General features: G+C 52.5%; 14 protein-coding genes. 4 read left to right on the forward strand and 10 right to left on the reverse strand.

The genetic code is table 11. The annotated features are described in order from the left end of the window. A partial coding sequence (locus ACQRA4_RS12375) for a hypothetical protein (RefSeq protein ID WP_427823379.1) occupies positions 1-240 on the forward strand: 240 nt, incomplete at its 5' end. A 355-nt stretch (positions 241-595) separates the two neighbouring features. Here ACQRA4_RS12375 and ACQRA4_RS12380 read toward each other — a convergent pair. Beyond that, positions 596-3,178: a helicase-related protein gene (locus ACQRA4_RS12380; protein ID WP_427823380.1), complete on the reverse strand. Its 2,583-nt coding sequence runs from the start codon at positions 3,176-3,178 to the stop codon at positions 596-598. A gap of 299 nt (positions 3,179-3,477) precedes the next feature. On the opposite strand from ACQRA4_RS12380, the gene ACQRA4_RS12385 reads away from it, so the two are divergent. Genes ACQRA4_RS12385 through ACQRA4_RS12395 form a run of 3 tightly spaced genes read left to right on the forward strand, consistent with a single transcriptional unit; the run spans position 3,478 to position 10,072 of the window. Continuing rightward, on the forward strand, positions 3,478-8,301 hold the full coding sequence (locus ACQRA4_RS12385) for a DEAD/DEAH box helicase (RefSeq protein WP_427823381.1): 4,824 nt from the start codon (positions 3,478-3,480) through the stop codon (positions 8,299-8,301). A 36-nt stretch (positions 8,302-8,337) separates the two neighbouring features. Then, entirely contained in the window at positions 8,338-9,438 is a 1,101-nt protein-coding gene (locus ACQRA4_RS12390) for a DUF262 domain-containing protein (protein WP_427823382.1), read from the forward strand. Further along, entirely contained in the window at positions 9,425-10,072 is a 648-nt protein-coding gene (locus tag ACQRA4_RS12395; RefSeq protein WP_427823383.1) for an MAE_28990/MAE_18760 family HEPN-like nuclease, read from the forward strand. Before ACQRA4_RS12390 ends, ACQRA4_RS12395 begins: the two co-directional genes overlap by 14 nt. Before the next feature lie 351 nt (positions 10,073-10,423). On the opposite strand, the gene ACQRA4_RS12400 is transcribed toward ACQRA4_RS12395, so the two are convergent. The 9 genes from ACQRA4_RS12400 to ACQRA4_RS12440 form a co-directional block, all read right to left on the reverse strand. After that, a complete protein-coding gene (locus tag ACQRA4_RS12400) occupies positions 10,424-11,029 on the reverse strand; it encodes a hypothetical protein (protein ID WP_427823384.1) in 606 nt (201 codons plus the stop codon). Further along, on the reverse strand, positions 11,026-11,730 hold the full coding sequence (locus tag ACQRA4_RS12405; protein ID WP_427823385.1) for a hypothetical protein: 705 nt from the start codon (positions 11,728-11,730) through the stop codon (positions 11,026-11,028). The genes ACQRA4_RS12400 and ACQRA4_RS12405 overlap by 4 nt, the downstream gene beginning before the upstream one ends. A 2-nt stretch (positions 11,731-11,732) precedes the next feature. Then, positions 11,733-12,104, reverse strand: a complete 372-nt coding sequence (locus tag ACQRA4_RS12410) for a hypothetical protein (protein WP_427823386.1) — start codon at positions 12,102-12,104, stop codon at positions 11,733-11,735. 12 nt (positions 12,105-12,116) lie between these two features. Then, a complete protein-coding gene (locus ACQRA4_RS12415; protein ID WP_427823387.1) occupies positions 12,117-13,331 on the reverse strand; it encodes a relaxase/mobilization nuclease domain-containing protein in 1,215 nt (404 codons plus the stop codon). Beyond that, positions 13,325-13,675 carry a plasmid mobilization protein gene (locus ACQRA4_RS12420; RefSeq protein WP_427823388.1) on the reverse strand — a complete coding sequence of 117 codons (351 nt, stop codon included), beginning with the start codon at positions 13,673-13,675 and terminating at the stop codon, positions 13,325-13,327. Before ACQRA4_RS12420 ends, ACQRA4_RS12415 begins: the two co-directional genes overlap by 7 nt. A gap of 718 nt (positions 13,676-14,393) precedes the next feature. After that, complete coding sequence (locus ACQRA4_RS12425) at positions 14,394-14,597, reverse strand: helix-turn-helix transcriptional regulator (protein WP_427823389.1); 204 nt, start codon at positions 14,595-14,597, stop codon at positions 14,394-14,396. 269 nt (positions 14,598-14,866) lie between these two features. Then, positions 14,867-16,072, reverse strand: coding sequence for a tyrosine-type recombinase/integrase (locus tag ACQRA4_RS12430; protein ID WP_427823390.1), 1,206 nt, complete (start codon positions 16,070-16,072; stop codon positions 14,867-14,869). Beyond that, positions 16,066-17,265: a tyrosine-type recombinase/integrase gene (locus tag ACQRA4_RS12435; protein WP_427823391.1), complete on the reverse strand. Its 1,200-nt coding sequence runs from the start codon at positions 17,263-17,265 to the stop codon at positions 16,066-16,068. The genes ACQRA4_RS12430 and ACQRA4_RS12435 overlap by 7 nt, the downstream gene beginning before the upstream one ends. A 108-nt stretch (positions 17,266-17,373) precedes the next feature. Next, positions 17,374-18,246 (reverse strand): hypothetical protein, encoded by an 873-nt coding sequence (locus ACQRA4_RS12440; protein WP_427823392.1) that lies wholly within the window; start codon positions 18,244-18,246, stop codon positions 17,374-17,376. Positions 18,247-18,523: the final 277 nt, after the last annotated feature.

Consider the following 18,523-nt stretch of genomic DNA (forward strand, 5'->3'; position numbering starts at 1 on the left):
GTTATTCATACCGTAAATGATGCTTTTTATGAAAGTATTTTACGTAACATTAAAATGTTATTAAAAGAAAATGGGTTGTTTATATTTATAGATTTTAAATGGCTGCCTAAAACTTTATATCGAGCTGAGTGGAACTTTAGTAATATAGTTCATTATATTGAAGATTTTAATTTTAAGTGCGTAAAAAGAAATCATCTTTCTTGTTTTATAGAACGTGCAATATTTATAAATAAAAAATAAATTGAAATGTTTTTATTTATAGTCAAAGCACTGTTCCTTCCGCACGGCTTCCGCAAGCTGGAGCCGGATAGCGTCCCCGGACGCCTTGCGCATATCCAGTCGAAAGGCAAAGCCGGAATACAGGCCGTCCACGGAGGCCAGAGCAACGCCGTCCGTATCCAGCGGATCGCCCAGTCGAGGCGTCCGCCGTCGGCGTCAACGTCGGGCGTAAAGGCATGGGTTCTCAAGGCGTCCAAGGTAAAATTGACGGTAGAGTTGACCTTGCAGATGGTCATGGCTGTGGTTGAAGACATGACACCGGGCATAAACACTCCCTGTAGTTTTGTGATAGGTTTGATGAGATGATTCGTGCGGCTCACCTCATGCGCGGACTGGAAATCACAAAGCCGGATACGCCGCCGAGGGGTGAAGCCGTCTGAACGGCGGCCTTGGCCTGCGGAGCCGTGAGCTGTCTGTATGCCTCCACATGCTCCAGAGCTTCCGCAAGGGTATCGAAGATGGCGTTAACGGTGTGTGTCCCGTCGATGATACGGTTTTTCTCGTACTGGACACGCAGGCCGATTCTGTCGCCAACCGTCTTGAACACGCGCAGTTCGTATGTCCCGCCGTCGTTCGCATCCAGCGTCAACGCATGTTCATGCTTGCCGTAAAAATCCGAACTGCTGGCGGAAAAGCCCGCGTTCGCAAGCCGATCATGGTATGATTGGGTGGCGTTGTGGTTTTCGGCAGAGTCTGCCGCCGTTTCCCGGACAGTCGGAGCCTCTTCCTTGAGTCCCCGCCGCGCGGCGTCCTCACGGGCGGCTATCAGACCTTCTTCCAGTGACGCGAACAGCCGAAGTTTCACATCTCGCGGCACGGTTGCCGTGCTGTGCCACAGGCCGTCATCGTACAGGCTTTGCCCCAGAGAGCCGACGGCGCTGTTGAAATAGGTACGGCGCAGGATATAGCCGTTTTCCAGCGTATGACCATTATGCTGATTGGAGATCGTATACTCCGATCTGCCTTCGCCTTCGCCGTATTTAAGGGTATGAAACTGTTTTTCCGGCGACTCGGCGGGAGGGGCGTCAATGTTGTCTGTGCCCGTCTGCTGCGGAGCTTCCGTTGCTGCTGGCTGATCGTCGGCAAGGGACGTTTTCGGCGTCCAGGCGGAAACGTAGCTTGCGTCGTCCTGCATTCGTTGCAGTTCACGGATGACAGCACTGTTATTCTCGCGTGCCAGCGCCAGTTCCGCTTTCTGGGGGAACTCCCTGCCCAGAGCGTCCTGTACGGTTGCCAGTTCGGCTTTTTCCTGTCGGCATTTCTCCCTGAACTTTTCCATACCTTCTTCCAGCCCCTTGCCCAGAAAGTTGTCCATGCGCTGGAACAAGCCGGACAGGCTGAGTTTGTCATCAAACGTGTATACCAGATTGTCGGGCCTGAACTCCCGCTCACCTGGGCCGCTGACGGTTATACGGAATCCATCCTTGCCACTAAAGGATTGCGTATGGCGGACAACGTGCATGACAAAGCCCCGATAGGTGCCGAACAGGGCCTTTGCTCCGACGTTGCGCGTAACCTCCTTGACGCAACCCAGCAGCAGGTCTTTCATCTTTTCGCCGTCCTTGTCGGTCAGCAGTCCTTCATCCGTACGCAGCTCGATCCGAATTTTTTCCTTGTCCTTTTCCCGAACAATACGCGTATTGGCGTCGCGGCAACGCAGATTTGCGGCATGGTCGGCTTCTGCCTCGGCAAGACGCGCATCCGTGCCTTCGAGCCACTTCAGACGGTCACGCATCCGGTGCTGGCCACGTTGATGCTGGGAATACAGTGCTTCCAGCTTGCGCAGATCGGCGGCAAGCTGCACCTGCATGAGTATGAGCGGATTACCGGATGCGGCGGCCTTCATTTCCGCCGCGTTGGCGGCCTCGCTCTGGACATCGTCAATCACGCGCTGCAACAAGTCCCCCTTGCGAAACTGCTCAATGGCAGCCGCCTTGTACTCAATGGTCTGCCACATCCGGGCGTCATAGGTCTGCTTTGTGGCATAATTGTAAATACCCACCGAAAAGTTGTCGGGATCGCGCTCATAGAACAGATTTCCCTGCCGGATGATGCGCCCGTTCCGCTGCTCCAAGTCGGAAGGACGCCACGGCGCGTCCAGATGATGCGCGGCCACCAGCCGTTTCTGGACGTTCATGCCCGCCCCCATCTTGCTGGTGGAACCAAGCAGAATGCGGACGTGCCCGGTGTTCATGTCGGAAAAGAGTTTTGCCTTGCGGACATCGGTATTGGCCTCATGGATGAAGGCAATTTCTTCTGCCGGAATCCCCCGCGCAACGAGTTTGTTCCGTATATCGTCATAAACAGAAAACCGGGATGACAGCGCAATAACGGCATCCATATCAGAAGCAACGGTAGCGTCCTCGCCGTTCTCGTCTCCCTCTTCAATAATGTCCGTGCCGCGTGCTGCCAGCTCCTGCCCTTCCGGGATCAGCGTGCCGTCCACATCCAGAAGCGTTTCAAATTCCGTATCTGGCTGAGGACTGGCATCGGCAGGGAGAGCCTTGCCGCTCTTGGGAGTGGACAGATCACAGAAAACAAGCTGCGTACCCCTGTCGGCTGCCGTATCCTGCCAAATGCGATGAATGCGCTCGACAGCGGCATTGATCTTGGAGCCTGCGAAATCCTCGGCTTCCGGGAGAATCAGACGAAAATCCAACCCTGCCTTGCGGGCGTCATTGGTAATCTTGAGTGGATTGTCCCGGCGCGGGTCTGGCGGCAGATTCTCCATGCGATGAATGATGCTGTTCATGTATTCGGCCTGATCCGGAGATCGCTCGGCCACGTCATTATACGGCTTGCCGCCGGTAACAGGGGGCGTCAGCGGACGCAGTCCGGCCTGCTTTGCCTGTTCGTCAAGCTCGTTCTTGGTGACGACATCGGCAAATGTCCGGTACATGGAGAGCAATTCCGGGATATTCTGGAACTTTGCGAACCGGCTTTTCAGCTTGTAATTGGCACTTGTTTTATGATATATTTTATTGAAATAATAGGATAAAAATTTTAAAAATATTTTTGATACCCTGAAAATTACCCGGCAAAAAACAGGATGTGAAAACACGTCGCTGTACGCTGCGGGGCAGAGTGCGCATAGGAGGGTAACGCCAGAGATATCCGTATTTGCAGCTCTGTTTTTCTGATTTTCTTTTTGGACGTTCCGGGATAGCATATTACGCTATATCGCTTTCAGGAGTCCCCATGACCTTTCAGGATATTCTTGCCAAATACCGCGCTGTTTCCTTTTCCGAACGCGACAAGGGCGACCGTTTCGAGCGGCTCATACAGGCTTTTCTGCAAACGGTACCGTGGTACGCGGGCGCGTTCCGGCATGTCTGGCTCTGGCGGGAATTTCCGTACAAGCAGAACCTCGGCGGCAAAGATACGGGCATTGATCTGGTTGCGCAGACCGGGGAGGGGGATTTCTGGGCCATTCAATGCAAGTGCTATGCGGCAACGGCCAGCATAGACAAGCCCGCCGTGGACAGCTTTCTGGCCACGTCCAGCAAGCAGTTTGTCAACGACCAGCAGCAGACGACCTCCTTTGCGCTCCGGCTCTGGATATCCACCACAAACAAATGGGGCAGCGAGGCGGAAAACGCCATCCGCCATCAGGAACCGCCGGTACAGCGCATCAGCCTTGCCGATCTGGAAAACGCGCCCGTGGACTGGGCCGCGCTGGAACAGGGCGTCAGCGGCGCGCAGGCCCGGCAGGAACGCAAGCAGCCGCGCCCGCATCAGCAGGCGGCCATAACCGCCTTTCACGAGCATTTCCAGACCGGGGATCGCGGCAAGCTGATCATGGCCTGCGGCACGGGCAAGACCTTAACTTCCCTGAAAATTGCGGAGAACGAAACCGGCGGCAGGGGGCTTGTGCTGTTTCTGGCTCCCTCCATTGCGCTGGTGGGTCAGACCCTGCGGGAATGGACGGCGGAAACATCGGCGGACATTTTCCCCGTCTGCATCTGCTCCGATCCCGAAGTCAGCAAAAGCAGAAACAAAAGGGACGAGGATCAGGACGGCTACAGCGTTACCGATCTGGCCTTTCCCGCGTCCACCAATGTGGATGACATCGTGCGTCAGTTCCGGCTGGCGGAAAAATTTCATGCGGACAGCCTGCTGGTTGTCTTTTCCACCTATCAGTCCATTGCCGTCATTGCGGAAGCGCAAAAGACCTTTCAGCGGCCCTTTGATCTGATTATCTGTGACGAGGCCCACAGAACTACCGGCGTTACGCTGAAGGACGCGGAAGATTCCGCCTTTGTGAAGGTGCATGACGATGCCTTTATTCAGGCGAAAAAACGCCTCTACATGACGGCCACCCCGCGCCTGTATGCGGAAGAAAGCAAGAAAAAGGCGCAGGATGCCGAAGCCTGGCTCTGCTCGATGGATGACGAAGCCCTGTACGGGCCGGAGGTCTTTCGCATCGGCTTTGGCGAGGCGGTCGATAAGAATCTGCTGGCGGATTACAAGGTACTTGTGCTGACGCTCAGCGAAAGCCAGATTCCCGCTGCCCTGCAAGCCGCCGTGGCGGACAGCAGCAAGGAGATCGATACCGACGACGCAAGCAAGCTCATCGGCTGCATCAATGCCCTTTCAAAACGGATGCTCATTGACGAGGGACTGCTCAAGACCTCCGATCCCGCGCCCATGCGCAAGGCGGTCGCCTTCTGCCAGAACATCAGAATTTCCAAACGGATCAGCGCGGTCTTTAATGGTTTCAAGGAAAGCTATTATGACAGTCTGACGCAGGAGGAACGCGCGGAAATGGTCAGCGTGTCCGCGCAGCATGTGGACGGAACCATGCCCGCCACCACCCGCGACGAAAAGTTGTCATGGCTCAATGCCGCCCCTGCCGACGGGAATGAATGCCGCATCCTGACCAATGTGCGCTGCCTTTCCGAAGGCGTGGACGTGCCTTCTCTGGACGCGGTGCTATTTCTTTCGGCCCGCAATTCCCAGATCGACGTGGTGCAATCCGTGGGGCGCGTCATGCGCACGGCTCCGGGAAAGAAATTCGGCTACATCATTATTCCCGTCCTCATTCCTTCCAATGTCACGCCGGAAGAAGCGCTCAATGACAACAAGCGCTTTGCCGTTGTCTGGACAGTCCTCAATGCCCTGCGGGCGCATGACGACCGTTTCAGCGCCATGATCAACAAGCTGGAACTGAATCGCCACAAGCCGAAGGACGGCGGCACGGTGCTGATCGGCGGCATTGGCGACGGACACGCGCCGGAGGAGGAAGGCAGCGCGCCCCCGACAGGCAAGGGAAGCGGCGCAACAACGCAGCTTCCGCTGCCCCTGCCGCATCTTCAGGAGCTGCAAGGGGCCATTTATGCCCGCATGGTGCAGAAGGTCGGCAACAAACGCTACTGGGAACAGTGGGCGGCGGACGTTGCCCAGATTGCTCAGGGCTATATGGAACGCATCAACCGCCTGATTGCCGTTCCCGGCCCGCACAAGACCGCCTTTGACGACTTCCTGTCCGGGCTGCGCAAGAACATCAATCCCGCCGTCACGCCCGGCGAGGTGGTGGAAATGCTGGCCCAGCACCTGATCACCAAGCCGGTCTTTGAAGCCCTGTTCGAGGATTACTCCTTTGTGCAGCACAATCCCGTTTCCCGCGCCCTGCAAGGCATGCTTGATCTGCTGGAAGCGCAGGCGCTGGAAAAGGATACCGTCGTGCTTTCGCGCTTTTACGAATCCGTCAAAATGCGCGTTTCCGGCCTCGACAATGCCGAAGCCCGGCAGCGCGTCATCGTGGAGCTGTACGACAAGTTTTTCCGCACGGCCTTTCCCCGCACGGTGGAGAAACTCGGCATCGTCTATACCCCCGTGGAAATCGTGGACTTCATCAACCGTTCCGTGGCCGATGTCCTGCAGGCGGCCTTCGGGCGCTCCCTTTCCGATGCAAACGTGCATATTCTTGACCCCTTTACAGGGACAGGAACGTTCATCGCTCGCATGATTGAGAGCGGCCTCATCGCGCCGGAGGCTCTGCCCCGCAAATACGCGGCGGAGCTGCACGCCAATGAAATTGTCCTGCTGGCCTACTATATCGCCTCCATCAATATCGAGAATGCCTACCATGCCACACAGGGCGAACAGGTCGCCTATACGCCCTTCAACGGTATCTGTCTGACGGATACCTTCCAGCTTGGCGAAACCGATGACGCCAACTGGCTCTATGCGCCCGCCCTGCCGCAAAATTCCGAACGGGTGCAGGCCCAGCAGAACGCCCCCATTCAGGTCATCATCGGCAATCCGCCCTATTCCGTGGGCCAGAAATCCGCCAATGACGATGCGCAAAACCAGTCCTATCGCCGCCTGGAACAGCGCATTGCCGCAACCTACGCCGCAGGAGCCACAGCGACTAATAAGAATGTTCTCTATGATTCCTATATCAAGGCGTTCCGCTGGGCATCGGACAGGCTGGACAAACAGCACGGCGGCATCATTGCCTTTGTTTCCAATGCAGGCTGGATTGATGGAAATGCAATGGCTGGATTACGCAAATGCCTGGAAGCGGAGTTCAGCGCCATCTATGTCTTTACTTTGCGCGGCAACTGCCGCACATCGGGAGAAGTTCGCCGCAAGGAATCCGGGAACGTCTTTGGTCTTGGCAGCCGCACGCCCATTGCCATCACCGTACTGGTCAGAAAGCCCGGCCATGAGGGCAAGGCCCTTATCCAGTATCACGACATCGGCGATTATCTGAGCCGGGAAGAGAAGCTTGCCATCATTACCCAGAAGCGCAGCATCCTCAATCCCGCCATGAACTGGACGCATATCCGCCCCAACGCACAGGGCGACTGGCTCAATCAGCGCAATGACATTTTCGGCAGCTTCATTCCTCTTGGGGACAAGGACAACAAGGATAATAAACAGACCTTCTTTGTGCCGTATTATTCCAATGGGCTGAAAACCCAGCGTGACGCATGGTGTTATAATTTTTCACAAACAAAATTGCAGCAGAATATTCAGTCCACCATTGATTATTACAACAGCATGGTGGAATCTAGCAGGGACACGCCCTTGCTTGATGCCACAAGAATAAGCTGGACGCGGGCATTCCAGAATGATTTTCAGAAGAAGCGCACAAAGACTTTTGAGCTTTCTGCCATTAGACAGGCAGTCTACCGCCCCTTCTGCAAACAGCACGTCTATTTTTCTGCGGCATTGAATGAAATGCAGTATCAAATGCCGAAACTTTTTCCCACGCCGGAAACAAGGAATCTTGTTATTTGTGTTTCTGGTATCTCAGGAACCAAACAGAATACAACATTTATTACAAAAATACTCCCGGACTTAAATTTATTAGATGCTGGAACCCAATGCTTTCCGCTGTACTATTACGAAAAGAAATCCGTCTACCAGCCGACGCTTTTTGACAGCGAAAAAAGCGAGTACACGCGCAAGGACGGCATAACGAATTTCATTCTGGAACGCTGCCGGGCCAGCTACGGGCCGAAAGTCAGCAAGGAAGACATTTTCTATTATGTCTATGGCCTGCTGCATTCGCCGGACTACCGGACGCGCTTTGCGGCGGATCTGAAAAAAATGCTCCCCCGCTTGCCGCTGCTGGAAAAACCGGCGGATTTCTGGACGTTCAGCGAGGCCGGGCGCGCGCTGGCGGAACTGCATCTGAACTATGAAATGCAGCCCCCGCACCCGGATGTGGTTGTTACCGGCGCGGAACAGGGCACGTTCCGCGTGGACAAGATGCGCTTCCCGGACAAACAGGACAAGACGAGCATCGAATATAACCCGTGGATCACGCTCTCGCATATCCCGCAGGAAGCCTGCGAGTATGTGGTGAACGGCCGATCCGCCGTGGAATGGATCATGGAGCGCTACCAGATCAAAACGGACAAGGCCAGCGGCATCACCAACGACCCCAACGACTGGGCCGAAGAACAGGGCAAGCCGAGGTACATCCTCGACTTGCTCCTGAGCGTGATAACGGTCAGCGTGGAGACGATGAAGATTGTGAATGGCCTGCCGGGGCTTTGTTCAGAATGATATACACAATTTTCAGAAAGCATCCAGGAGAACATCATGAATATTCTTGAAGAAGAAATCACCAAACACAAGAAAGAAATACGTTCCGATGCGTATCCCATGTCAATTGGTGAAGCCGTCAGTATGTATCAAAATGGAGAACTTGAAATTCACCCTGAATTTCAAAGGGTTTTTCGATGGAATGATGAAAAAAAATCAAAATTTATAGAATCAATTCTGCTAGGAATTCCTATTCCTTCTTTCTTCGTATCACAAAGAGATGATGGTGTTTGGGATTTGGTAGATGGATTACAACGTTTTTCTACAATACTATCATTTATGGGAGAGCTAAAAGATGAAAATGATAAACGTGAACCCCCTCTTGAGTTGCTAGCAGGGGATTACTTAAAATCTCTTGCTGGTGTAAAATGGAATGATGAAAAAAAATTTACAAAGCCAATGAAGCTCGCCTTTCGGAGAGAAAAAATAGATTTCAAGATTATAAAAAAGGAAAGTACACCTGACACGAAATACGAACTATTTAAAAGGATTAATACAGGGGGAGCCCCCCTGACAGACCAAGAAGTGCGAAATTGTATTTTACTTATGATAAACAGGGATTTTTATGTAACTTTAGAAGAATTGTCTCGGTATGAGTATTTTATAAATTCAATATCTATAAGTGATGATAAACTTCTTGAGAAATACCATATGGAACTTGTTGTAAGGTTTATGGTATATTATACATACATTAAAGGTAAAAAAAATAATATCAAAATTCCAGATCTAACGACATTCCTAGATGATAAAATTTGTGAACTTGCTAAAAGCAAATCAAATATTACGGACTTATCAAATGCATTTAAAGAGACTTTTAAACTAATTTATCAAGTAATGGGAGGGGATGCATTCCGAAAATATTATATAAAAGAAAAAAAACACAAAGGCGGATTTTCTATAGCTCTGTTTGAGGCACTTTCAGTGGGAATAGCAAAAAATAAGGATTCTTTTCCTTCTAATGATAAGTTACGCGAGGCTATCGAAGAATTTTCTGAAAATACAAATTTTTTGCAGGCAAGTGGTGCTGGTGTACGGGCTAGCACACGAATTCTTCAAACTATACCTTGCGCGATCAAGTACTTTCATGAATATCAATAAATTTTCACAGCTAGAGGAAACAGTATCTCGTCAGTGGGCATGGAGACTTCATGAGATAGATAAATTTAAAAATATTCTTTTTGAAAATGAAACAAAAATTCCAGAGGCTCTATACAATGACAATGAGCCTTCTGTTAGGCTATTATATCGCATAGGCATTGTTTTATTATATTCTCACTGGGAGGGTTTTATAAAAAATACAGCAAAGGAATATATGAGATGCTTTAAGGGAGAAAAAATAAAAGACGTTCCTCATAGTATAGTTATTGCTCATTATATAAAAATACACCATAAATATAGCAAAAAATACACTGCATATGAATGTGGAAAAAGCGTGATTGAAAATATTGACATGAATAAGGAGATTAAAACTGACATAGAAGACCTCGTTTCCACAGAATCAAATTTAGATTCTACTGTATTATCAAAAATTTCATCTTTCTTGAATTTAGGCAAAGAATGGTTTGAACTTAGAGAAAAATATATAAATAATTTTGTCGGCTGTAGAAATTCTATAGCACACGGTGAGGGAAGAGAAGTTTCAAAAGAAGAATTTTATGATTATCTTGAAGGAATAAAAAATCTTCTTACACTCTACAAAGAAAAACTTCTTGATTGTGGAAAACCTAAATAAAACCAAGAATGTCAAATAGCTAATGATAATATATATTGCCAGCTGTTATTAGCATGAAAATTTGTAAAAAGTGCCATTGTGAGATTCGTCATTTCAAAAATTTTAGATGCGACTATTAATTTGCTTCTAAAACGAGCAAACTAATGTCTTTGTTATCTTCATCAACAAAGAACCGTACAGTAATTATAAAGAGATAGAGACCAGCAACAAAGCTCAATCTTCCAATCAGGATGTCAGACAGCATACGCAAAAAACGACAGGTGGGAGAGTTTACCCGGAACCTATGCAGAAACTAGTCAAAAGTATTAGCCAGCCAAAAATAAGAAAGCAAACCAAGGCTGCAACAACCTGTCAGCATATCAATTTCATGCAGAGCATTACGCCAACCATCGTAAACCCGAAAGCCACTATACCTTTTTTCCACCATCCTCTTTCCCCCTCGGCAAACTCCAATGAAGCCCCCCCTCCGCAAAACACTCCCGCCACGAGACACAGCCCGCTGATGAGCCAGCCAGCAGGCATGTGCAGAATTGTCGCCAGCGGAATGTCTCTGCCTGTGTCGATACGGAAGCCCGCCCAGAGCATCAGGCTCCCGTAGGCCAGCAGGCAAATCAGGGCAAGCAGCCCCATCGGCACCAACTTGCCGTATTGAATTTTTGAGGCGAGATATTCCGCTTCCCTCACCACGCTGTCGGTAAGCCGGGCTTGGGCGGCGGCAGTTTCCTTTTCTGCGGCAGCGGCCATGCCGTTCATGATGGTTTTGGACGCTGCGGCGATTTTCTTCGGCAACGCTTCATAGTAGACGCGCTGATATTCCAGCGCGGCCAGCAACGGCCAGAGCGCGTCGTCCTCCCGGAGGTTCAGCCTGTTGCCGACCTCCCGCAGACGGGCCGCTTCCGCTTCGGACAATTTCCTGCCGCAAGCCTTGCCTAGGTCAATCATATCGTCCATGCTCATGACGCTTCCTCCATGACGGATTCAAACATCTTCGCGCAGAGCGCCCGCCAACGCTGCAATTCCGCGCGTGTGCCGAAGGGCATTTCAGGATGGGCGGCGCGAATGGACATGCGTCTGGAATACAGCCAGTCGGCCACGCGGTTGCCGACAGCCGGAAAGTCCAGCGTCATGCCGTTCTTCTCAACCGCTTCCCGTGCCTTGGAACTGTTATACATATCGAAGCGCCGCGCTTCGCCGAAATACAGATTCCGGCAAACGTGGACAGGCACGTCCGTGAATACTTCCTGAAAGGAATGCAAAAGCTCTATGGAATCGCGGTGGCGATTGATTATCCAGAAAATAACCAATTCCCGTCGCATTTCCCGCAAGGCTTCCTTCATGATGTCGCCGTAGCTGGCCGTGCTGGTCTTGGTGCGGGCGGCGGCGTTGATGACCACGGCATGATCCGGGTAGTTCTGCACAGTGTCCAGCAGGTCGGCCCATCCGTCGGCGTCGTCCAGACTGTTCAGACGGCAGAGCAGGTTCGGCAGGCCAAGCTCCTTGTGCGCCTTGAAGACATCAGGGTTGTCAGTATCGGTATCCACAAGCAGGATGTTCGCGTTCCTGTTGAGCAGATAGTCCACGAGGGCGAAGGAAAAGAGGCTCTTGCCGACGCCGCCCTTGCTGCCGCCGACATAGAACACGCTGTTCTGAATGTTCATGCTCAAAGCTCCGTATCGGGTATGTCCGGCGTGTAGTAGTCCGGTATATCTTCTTGTGTTTGGGGCGTGACGGGAGGAACCGCGACGGGTTTCACGGCTTCAGGCCGGGGCTTCGGCTCGCGTTTTCGCGGAACCGCCTTTTGGGGAAGCACCTTTTCCCGGATGACGGGCGCGGGAATGACCACATTGCCCTGGGCCATGATGTCCGCCAGTTCCTTCACCGTGTACCCTTTCTCAATCGCTTTCAGGATGTTGGCGTTGAGCAGTTCGGCGGCTTCCTCCCGTGTCTTGCCGAGATTTTTGTCCGGCAAATCATCGAGGATTTTCCGCATGGCATTGATGTCTTTCACCGGAATGCGTTTGAACTTTCCCATGCGTGACGCTCCCTATCGCATCCGCATACGCGGTCGGCTCTGCCGTTCCCGCGCTATGCGCCGTTTTTCAAGGTCGTCAACAAGGTCTGCAAGCTGCCGTACACTTCGCTGACATCGTTGAACAATCGCTTCAAGGTGCGCAGTTCCGTCTGAATCAGCATCTGTTTGTCCTCCAGTACGTCGATCCTCGTGCCGAAGGCCGTCAGCCGGGTGTTGCAGTTCTCCTCCATCCGTTTCAGGCTTTGCATCAGCATCCGTTCCGTTTCGGTCATGAAGGGTATCCTCCTGAATCCGGGGCAAAAGAAGAGCTTCCTCGTCAGGGAGCTGTTTCCATTTTCCCGGATAGCGTTTGGTGTTGCAGGCGGTGCGTTTTTCAATGACGCGTTCAAAATCCTGTTGCAGACGGGCGACCATGCGCCTCGCCGTTCCAATCTTCTTTTCTTCGGATTCTTCTTCCTGAGCGACTTTGGGCGTCCAGCCTCTGGCGTAAAAGCCTCCCCGGAAGCGTATCTTCATGCCGCTGTTCGGGGCAATGACGCTGATGTAGTCCCTGCCTTCGCGGTTGATACTCAGCCCCTGTTCCTTCAGGGCGCTCAGAATATCTTCCCGGTTCCGGACAAGTCCCCGCGTCACTTTTTCCTTGAGGAAAGCATGGATAACCTCTTTGGCCCGGTCGCGGTCGCTTTCCCTGATTTCCTTGCTCCATCGCGCCATTCGCGCCTTGAACAGGTCGGCCTTTTTCGGAAGCTCATCCCGTGCCCGTGCCGGGTCGTCGGGCCGCGCCCAGCCTTCGCGCCAGTTGAAGAGGTCGCGGAACACGTCAAAGTCTTTTTGCCAGCCGGGAGGACAGGCGTTGAAATCCTTGCCGCTGGAAAGTTCCAGTCGCGGAATCAGAAAATGCAGCTCGTGATGCCTGGCATGGGTATGCCGTACCCAGAGGATATTGCGCTGATCCGCGTCCAGCCCGGCGAAGGCCACACACTCAAAGGCGTCCATGACTTCCTCTTCCTGTGCCTCGCTGATCTTCTCATCCGGGTGCCATGACAGAACGCCGGAAGTGAATTTCCATCGCCGCTCTATGCTGTCGATGAGCGCGCGGGTCATGGCGGGATCGCCGCGCAGCACATGGGGCGGGGCTGTGTCTCTCCCCGGATAATCCGGGCGTACAAGATAGCGGCTGGGCTTGTCGCCTTCTCCTGTACCATGCGGAAAGACCTTCATCAGCATGGCTCGGCCTCCGGTTCATCTTCCGCTGAGGCACAGGATACAAACTCGGTAATGCGCCGCTCAATGCCCGCCAGCGCCGTCAATACCTCCACGGCTTCCGCCGCGCGTTTATAGGTGTTGGCCCATCTCGCAAGTTGATTGATGTTCGCGCCGATGCGTGCCAGTTCCCGCAACCGCCGTTTCTCTTCCGGCGTTTTTCGCAGACGGATGCCAAGGCAGGTCTGACGGATGTACTCTGACATGCTCATGCCGTGCAGCGCGGCGTTTAAGCGGAGAATATCGCGCTCCTCCGGGAATACACGCACGACGACAGCGGCAGTGCGGACAGGCTTGACGCGCTTCATTGCCTTTCCTGCCTTTTGCCTTTGCGGGGTTCAAAGGGGCATGGCCCCTTGCCAGCCGTGAGGCTATACGCGCAGCGTATAGACGAAACGTAGGCTGGCCTTCGGAGACAAGGCCGGACGAATGAACAGGCATCCGTGCAAAAAAGGTGACGCATGATGCGGGCATCGGGAATGCGGCGGATGCGTATCGGCTGTGGAGCGGAGTTGTATCCGGCGTGTCGCTGGTGGGTATACTGACGGCTCCAGATAAGCATCCGGCACATGAGGAGACGGTATGCGGCGAATGCCTGAACGCTATGCGCAAGCCGTGCAGTCAGTATCCGACGCAAGGCAAGGTCGGCATAACGCGCATGACGGCGCGGGCATCTGAACGCCGCGTGTGAGGCAACGCCGTATGTATCGGGAAGATTCTGTGGAGCGTAAGCCGGGGCAGACTTGTGTGCATCCTGTCCGCCGCATGTCGGTATGCGGGAAAACTGCGGGAGGCGAAAAACGCTTTTTTGTGTTGTTGCCTTTGTGTTTTTGAATTGCGGACTTCCTTTGACCGAGCCCCCGCCGGAGGCTTCCTCGTCCGTCGCCCGCAAGTATCCATAGCCGGAAAGCAAGGTCATCCGGTCAAGGCCCGCGAAGCGGCCCGACAGGGCATGGCCTTGACCGGATGAGCGCTTCCGGCACCCGTGCGGGTGTGACGGACGAAGAGCCGGGGAAGAAACGAGGTTCATTTTTCCTCCGTTTCGGCGGTGAGCTTTTCCAGAAGCGCGGCAATATCCGCTGCCCTCCACGCCGTTGTGCGCGGGCCGAGTTTGACGGGTTTCGGATAGCGGCCGCTTTTGCAGCCTGCCCACCATGCGCTGCGGCTGACGGGAATGAGCGCGAGTACCTGGGGCAGACGAAGCAGAGCGTTACTGGATATATTTTGCATGGAGTTCCTCCTGTCTGGTTATGTTCTGCACAGTATATCATGGGTTTTCCTGCTCTTTTTATTTTGGGGTTCCCGCATACAACAGGATAAATCCAATATTGTCCTGTGAGATGCCGCTTGTGTTCAAAAAAAAATTCAAAATACCACTTGACATGTTTTTGTGTTTAGGAATTTACATATATAACCTGTTGAAATTATATAGTTCTAATAACATATAAAAATAATGTCTTCACCAGGTTATATTGGACGTATTTGCCTGTCAGATGCTGTTATTGCATTTCATTGTCCTTCTGTGTCTCTTTGCGCAAGCTGTCCAGATAGTCGGCCCATGTCTGCATCATGTGGTGTCGATGGGGAAGATATTGGGCATAGTTGTACGCGATACGAGAGGTATCCTTTTCCTTGTGGGCCAGTTGGCGTTCTATCCAGTCTGGGTCAAAGCCCTGTTCATTGAGCAGGGTTGAGGCCATAGACCGAAAGCCATGAATGCACATTTCCTCCTTGCCGTACCCCATAGCGCGTAATGCCTGTAAGGGAGTGGAGTAGTGGATAGGCTTCCTCACACTGTTTCTTGAGGGAAAAAGGTATGTTCCGCCCCCGGTGACGGCGTGAAGCTCCTTGAGAATGGCAACGGCTTGTGATGACAGTGGAACAATGTGCGGCTTTCGCATTTTCATGCGTTCGGCAGGTATGTGCCATTCCCGCGTCTCCAGATTGAACTCGCTCCATTCGGCGCGGGCAAGTTCGGCGGAACGGACAAAGAGCAGGGGAAAAAGGCGCAGCGCGCACCTGACCTGAAAATGTCCGTGATAGTTGTCCAGTCTGTTCAGGAGCACGCCGATTTTTTCAGCGGAAACGATGGTGGCTCTGTGCCTGCCCTGATGCGGACGTATGGCTCCGCGAAGATCGGCGGCAATGTTGCGCGTCACTCTGCCTGTGGCAACGGCGTAGCGGAAAACCATGCCGCAATATTGGATGATTCTGTGGGCGATAAGCTCCTTTCCCTTTCTTTCAAGCGGCTTGAGTATCAGCAACAGGTCTTGCGCCGTGACTTCGGAAATGGGCTTCCGTTTCAAAGTGGGGAAAAGATGGAACTCGAACGTGGACAGTTTCCTCTTCCTGTCTTTGGGGGAATTGTGGATTGTCTGCGTTTCATGCCATTCACGGACAACATGCTCGAAGGTATTGGCTTCCGCGAGGAGGGCGGCGTTTTTCATCTCTTTTTTGTGCCTGCTCGGATCAATGCCGTCGGCGAGCAGCTTTTTCGCCTCATTCCGCTTTGTCCGGGCATCCTTTAAGGAGACAATCGGATATTCCCCGAAACTGAGCAGCTTTTCCTTGTCGTTGAAGCGGTATGCCATGCGCCAGAGTTTTGAGCCGGTCCTGGCGACATAAAGGTACAGGCCGCCGCCGTCCGCGTATTTTTTCGCTTTTTCAGCGGGCTTCAGATTCCTGATTTGCGTATCGGTCAGCATGACGTACCTCCCTGACTGGATGTATCCCGCAACGCCTTGTCTCGCAGGAGAAAAAGATACCTGGCCCATTCCCGCATCATGTTTTTTCTTTCCGGCAGATACTGCCACGGGTCAAAGCGTGTGCGACCGGAGTGCGCCAACTGCATGTCGATGATGTTCTGTTCGTATCCAAGGTCGGGCAGCAGTTTGGCGGCAAGGGAGCGGATTCCGTCAAAGGACAGTTTTACACCGTCATATCCGCGCCTGCGCAGGGAAGCGGTGATGGTGGATATGTCGATGGGGCGTTCAGGAGAACGGACGCCGGGGAACAGCAGGGTTCCATGACCGGAGTACTCCTTCAGTTCCCTGAGAATTTTGACTGCCTGCGGCGCGAGAGGCACAACATGCTCATGCTTCGCCGCCATGCGTTGTGCGGGGATAATCCAGAGCCTGCGGGAGAAATCAAATTCGTTCCATGCCGCACAGCGCAATTCACCGGAACGGACGAACAGCAGGGGAACCAGCCGCAGGGCGCATGTGACGGGGAAATAGCCGTCATGCCGCTCAAGGTTCAGCATAATCTGGCCGAGTTTTCCGGCATCGAGCGCGGCGGCTCTGTGTCCCGTTTGCCGGGAACGCAGCGACGCGGGCAGTTCTTCCGTGGCGTTCCGCGCGGCCTTGCCGGTGGAGACGGCATAGCGGCATATCTGACCGCAGACATCCGTCAGCCTGCGGCCTCCGCGCAATTTCCCGGATTGCCGCAACGGTTCAATGGCGCTCATAATGTCCACAGCGGCAACGTCTTTCATGGCCTTGTCGCCGAAGGCCGGAAAGAAATATTCCGTCATCCCCCGCAACATGAAGGCGCGATAGCGGTTTTTACAGTGAAGGGTTTCCCGTTCGTACCATTCCATAGCCACGGATTGGAACGTAGCGTTGGAGGCAGATGTCCGTGCGGCCTTCCTGTGTTCCGCCGGGTCAATGCCGTCCTTGAGCAGGGCCTTGGCTTCATCCCGGCGTTGCCGTGCGGCGCGGAGTGATACCTGGGGATACTCGCCGAAGGAAAGGAGCTTGGCCTTTCGTTCAAAACGGTACGCCAGCCGCCAGAGTTTTTTGCCGCTGGCCGGAATAAACAGAAATAGCCCACCTCCGTCCGCATACTTTTTCGGTTTGTCGGCGGCTTTCAAACCTTGAATAATGTGGTCATCCAGCATAGTTTTCTCCGTGTCATGGGTGCCCGTAAATCCTCATGAATCCTATGGAATCCGATACCTACAAATAAAAATATTTGTAGTATTCTCAAATAATTATGTGAGAATATCTCAACATTCCAATTTGTATGGATACCCTGAATAATACCCGGAAAATAGCGGGATGCAAGGCGCTTTCCCTGGACTTTTCTGGATGAATGATTTTAGATAATATATTGAAATATAAAATATTATGAGTATGAATAAGTTTGTTTGGACGTAAAATGAGAGTTTGTAATTTACCCCGGTGGCATCAAGTTCCCAGCCGTTGGTAATCTGGCCGAACGTGGATGCCCAAGCATCAAAATGCTCGATGCCCTTGGCCTGTAATTCCTCATACTGCATGTAGCGCTGGAGCGTGTAGACCTCGGCTATTGTGTTCGATATGGGCGTGCCGGTCAGGAAGTAGACGCCGCGCCCTTCATTCTTGCGTTGCAGATAGCGGCACTTGATAAACAGATCGAGGGCCTTGGCAGAGCCGGTGATATTGCCCAGACCGGAAACATTCATGGTCGTCTGATAGGCAAGATTCTTGAACTCGTGACTTTCATCCACAAAGAGCGCGTCAACGCCCAGATCGGCAAAATCAACGGACGTATCTTTCCGGCCCGTCCCGGCCAGCAGAAGCTCATAGCGGGCCTCCATCTTTTCCCGCTGCTTCTCAAGCTGCTTGATCGTCGCCCGTCCGCCTTCGGCTTCCTTGACGGCTCCGATGGCGTCCACGACAGCGTCAATCTGCTCCTTCAGAATTTCCTGCTGAATGTCACGGGGCATGTCGATCTTGCGGAAGGAACTGTGCGCGACCACAACGGCATCCCAGTCTCCCGTCGCAATGCGGGAAAACAGGCGTTCCCGGTTCTGTTTGGTGAAGTCCGTCTTGTCTGCCACAAGGATATGGGCATCGGGATAGAGCTTGTAGAACTCATCCCGCCACTGATGCAGCAAATGGTTGGGCTTATCCTAACTATAAATAACTATTTGATATTAAATGTATTTTTATTCAAAAAAGTCAAAAATACCCGTATATATACCCGCAAAAATAGAGGACGAAAAAATATTTTTCTGGACAACCTCTGAAAAGGAGGTGTTTCTAATAAAATAAATTATTTTAGTATATTATATACTATTCTGATCTTCAAGAAAAGCAATGAAGTTTTTTTCTTCCCCGGCTCTTCGTCCGTCATACCCGCAGGTGTGCCGGAAGCGGTCATCCGGTCAAGGC

Origin of the sequence: Desulfovibrio sp. SGI.169 (assembly GCF_050313595.1) — a bacterium.
In the GTDB taxonomy this organism is placed as follows: Bacteria; Desulfobacterota; Desulfovibrionia; order Desulfovibrionales; family Desulfovibrionaceae; genus Desulfovibrio.